Raw genomic sequence first — 3,539 nt, 5'->3', positions numbered from 1 at the left:
TGGGAGTGATCAGGGGGAAAATTCCTGGACTTTTTCCCTGAAAATTAGGTAATTGGCCCCCTCAAAACCGGTAAAACCCCACACCCCACACCCCACACCCCACACCCTGCCACCACCGAAAAACTTTTTCAGCAGACCCTAACTAGACACAATCGGAAAATTATGCCCCCGTCAGACCGAATCCACAAGCATTTTAACTTAACGTCCACCGACTGCCAGGCGGCGGACGGAGCTAAATAAGGATCGGGAGGTCAGTCCCCGTCATACCTAACGATAAAGGGCGCAAACCTTAGGCCCTTTACAGAATGATTTTAAACCGATTGCTCTAGCAAAATTGTCTGTTTACCCGATGTTAATAATAACTGGGTTTGCTTAATTTCTCCCTTGTGGTTACGCCATTGAATGTCAACGGGTAAAGCGGTATTAGGGTCAATTTTGCCTAAACCAAAGTGTAATACTGGACTTCTCACGCCAGAATGACCATTGCCCCCATCTACCTGCGCCACCAGCTGACTGCCATCAGGTAGAGACACCTTAACCGCTGCGCCAATTGCGGGGATACCCATTTTCCCTTTTTCTGAAGAGGGATTAGGGGAGAGCGCAGGGTTTAAAAGCTCTAATTCCAGAGATTGACCGATATTTGGACTATCATTGCGGTAAAAATAAGAGGTTTCCCACTGATTTGCCACTACAAAGTCTAAATCCCCATCTCCATCCACATCGGCGGTGGCAATTCCTCTGGTGACAGAGGGATCATCTAAGCTTAATTGCGATGCCAAATCATAGTAACGTCCATCTTTACCCCGCACAAAAAAGGGATTATGTTGATGACCACTTAAATCGTCTCCATCTTGGAAATGAAACCAACTATTGGGGATTTTCAGGACTTGATCATTACTCATGGCTAACTCATGTAATTCCGGCCAACGATTGATGTCACCTTTACGAAATCCTGTGGCTTGCAACGCTTCTAACTCCCCATCATTATCAAAATCGCCGAATTTTGTTTCCCAACTCCAGCCACTACGAGAGACTCCCAGGGGTTCGCTTTTATCGACATAAGGGGCGATTCCTCGGGACATTTTCTCCGTTTCTCCCGTACTGGTAAAGAGAAAATGACTTTCCTCTAGGGCGTATTCCGAAGCAATATTACTCACATAGATGTCTAGGAGTCCATCATGGTTAATATCTCCGAAATCTACCCCCATTCCCTTAAAGCCATCATGGCCCAGTACCTTAGAATTAGGTGTCGTTAAACCTTTTTGCCCTTCCAGTAAGGCAAATTGGAGATGTCCTCTAGTAGAACGATTATGTAAGAGGCGATCGGGTCCGAAATCATTGGCAAAATAAATCTCTGGCAATAAATCCCCGTCTAAATCGGCTGTTCCGACGGCCAATGTCCAACCATGAGCAATTTTCTCCTCAAAAGCATCTTGGACTTCTTGATAAGTCACTCCAGTGGTAGAGGCATCGGACCACAAGAAAACTCGATTTTTACCGCCATTATAAGCACGGGTCATCGAATCTTGCATTTTCTCGATTTTCTGGGAATTGACATCCAAAATCTCGGCATTATCTGGGAAGTAATTGCCAATGATTAAGTCTGGGTGTCCGTCCCCATCTAAATCCGAGAAGGTTGCCGCGTTGGTGTACCATTTTTCCCTTTTTTGGCTGATTTGCTGCTGAAGATAACCTTGATCTTGCCTGATAAAAGCGATCGGTGTTCGTCCCCAATAATACACCAATAGATCCCTGAGTCCATCTTCATTGAGATCACTGGGAATACATCCCATGGGGGCCATGGTTTGGTCGTTATAGTCAAAATCGGTGACATTCAGGGTGAAGGGCTGATAACGATTGCCCGTACCCGGAACAGGCGAGATAATCACCTGATTACTTTGGGTTTCTACATGACAGAGATCATTATCCAAGCCATCTCCATCGAAATCCCCCAGGGCAACTGCCGCCCCAACTGCCGAAATCCAGGCCGAATGACGGCTTAAACTGGGATTTGTCGGTCTTTCTACTTGATAGGGTTGATTTTCTAATTCAGGTAAGGGAAAACGAGTAAAGGCAAAGCGAGAAGCGATCGCATCTCTTTCGGCCATTGATAGGGCGGGGAGACGGGAAACAGAGAATAAGACTAAAATTAGCCCCAATGCCAAGATAGACTTACTATGGCCTCGGATGAATTTTTCCAAACGATTCATGGTTTCAAAGAAGTAACTACATTCAATCTAAGCTTAAGACAGTTGAGGGGATTAGGTGCGAAAATGACTTTGGATGGCTTGTCGCCATTGTTCATAGGCAGGGATTTGGTCGTGGTAATCTAAGCCGATGAGGGTATCATCAGTGATCTTGGCTGTTTCAGTAATAGCCATTCCACACAAAATTTGACAGGCTATTTCGGTATTTTCCTGGCAGTTTTCGGCTAGTAAACGTGCTTTTGCGGCAAAAGCTGCTCCCTGGGCTAATTCTGCTCTATAAGGTTCAGCAAGCTGTTTTAAATGTTGAATTTCTTCGGGAGACACTCCCCCCGCATAAGTGCAAGCCAAGCCGATCCCACTCCATAAATGGGGTTGAAGCAGCGGGTCGAATTTTTGGATCTGATCGGCAATTTCGGGAATATTTGCCCCTTTCACAAACCAAAGACTGCGCCCTAACCCTTGAGCAAAAACAAGACGCGCATAACCCGATAATTCTTGAGGAGACTTTCTCTCTCGGATATACTTAGGCCAGGCAAAGTATCCTTGATGAAATCCATAGCCGTCAAGGGCTAACCAACCTAATAGGGAATCTGGAAAATGTTGGGCAGAATGTTCTAATTTTTGGAGATAAAAGCGCAAAGAAAAAGGAATACGGGCTAATTGCCATCCTTTCCCTACATAGGCCATGTAAATATGCTTTTTCCCCTCGTTTGCTAAAAAATGCTCAAAGCGATTGCGCTTACCCAGGGTTAAACAATCTAGCAAAGATAAAGCCATCGCTGCCCCTTCATAAGCAAATCCTCTCAAATTGAGCGTGACACCTTCAAGAAGAGGAAACAAGTCCGTGAGAGAATGAGCCATAATTGCTGCATTATAGCCATAGATAAAAGTTTGCCCGATCGTTTCCAAATATATCTGTTTTTGAGGCTGAACAGCCGGGCTGCGGCTTTGCGGATCACAGATGAATCCACGCTGATTAAAGGTTGCCGCTTGGGGTGAAAGGAGCAACAATCGTTGTGGAAAACGATTTACCTGCCTAGGAGAAAATTTGTGATCAAAATTGACAGCAGGATGCTCGAAGGGTGTGCCTGAGAAATTAGATGCCATTGTTAAAAAAAGTTGACAAAGTTGACAACCCTTGATGGGAGGCCGAAGATATGACCTCATGTTACCTTAAACAAAGTTTATTTGTTGACATCCTCACCGCCGTAAACGGACGGTGATTCCCAAACCTCACGATTTGGGTTTCTGCTTCTTTCCCGAAGGATTTTTCGCACCTGCCTTAACAGATTTACTCTGTTCTGGTCTTATGGTCGCTCTACAGACTGACAC

The 3,539-nt window shown here is 45.2% G+C and carries 2 protein-coding genes; both read right to left on the bottom strand.

All coding sequences use genetic code 11. The features are described 5' to 3' along the window. Positions 1-311 precede the first annotated feature (311 nt). Entirely contained in the window at positions 312-2,210 is a 1,899-nt protein-coding gene (locus tag O9332_RS03210; protein WP_002762587.1) for a CRTAC1 family protein, read from the bottom strand. A 51-nt stretch (positions 2,211-2,261) separates the two neighbouring features. Continuing rightward, entirely contained in the window at positions 2,262-3,314 is a 1,053-nt protein-coding gene (locus O9332_RS03205) for a DUF1702 family protein (RefSeq protein ID WP_288023601.1), read from the bottom strand. Positions 3,315-3,539 lie beyond the last annotated feature (225 nt).

It is taken from the genome of Microcystis sp. LE19-10.1B (assembly GCF_027530565.1).
In the GTDB taxonomy this organism is placed as follows: Bacteria; Cyanobacteriota; Cyanobacteriia; order Cyanobacteriales; family Microcystaceae; genus Microcystis; species Microcystis aeruginosa.
The sequence above is the reverse complement of the archived record's forward strand: the minus strand, read 5'-3'. Positions and strand labels throughout refer to the sequence as shown.

Coding starts and splice junctions, on each gene's coding strand:
- O9332_RS03210 (WP_002762587.1), bottom strand. CDS start 2,210: ATGAATCGTTTGGAAAAATTCATCCGAGGCCATAGTAAGTCTATCTTG.
- O9332_RS03205 (WP_288023601.1), bottom strand. CDS start 3,314: ATGGCATCTAATTTCTCAGGCACACCCTTCGAGCATCCTGCTGTCAAT.